Below are 531 nucleotides of genomic sequence, written 5' to 3'. Positions count from 1 at the left end.
ATAAGCAGTCTTCATAGATTTGAATCCTAATGTGGCCCTGATGATTCGCTTTAACTTACCATGATCACATTCAATGACATTATTTTTATACTTAATCTGCCTGTGCTCAATATCTACTGGACATTTTCCTTCTCGCTTTAATCGTGATAAAGCATGGCCATAGGTCGCTGCTTTATCTGTATTGATGACCCGTGGAATTTGCCATTTTTTCACCGTATTGAAGATCTTTCCTAGAAAACTATAGGCTGATTTACTGTTCCGTCTAGCGGAAAGGTAAAAGTCAATCGTATGACCCCGTTGATCAACTGCACGATACAGGTAAGTCCATCGCCCCTTCACTTTGATATAAGTCTCATCCATATGCCATGAATGTAAATCTGTAGGATTACGCCAATACCAGCGTAACCGTTTTTCCATTTCTGGAGCATAACGCTGAACCCAACGATAAATTGTACTGTGATCCACATTTATGCCTCGTTCAGCGAGCATTTCTTGAAGTTCACGATAGCTGATGCCATATTTACAATACCA

At 39.9% G+C, this 531-nt stretch carries 1 protein-coding gene; it reads right to left on the bottom strand.

Features of this window, described 5'->3' with window-relative positions; all coding sequences use genetic code 11:
- A partial coding sequence (locus PV763_RS17780) for an IS6-like element IS1008 family transposase (protein WP_420938307.1) occupies nucleotides 1-531 on the bottom strand: 531 nt, incomplete at both ends.

The organism is Acinetobacter sp. AS5, from assembly GCF_048957595.1.
In the GTDB taxonomy this organism is placed as follows: domain Bacteria; phylum Pseudomonadota; class Gammaproteobacteria; order Pseudomonadales; family Moraxellaceae; genus Acinetobacter.
Note: the sequence above shows the minus strand (reverse complement) of the source record. Positions and strands in the feature narration are given on the sequence as shown.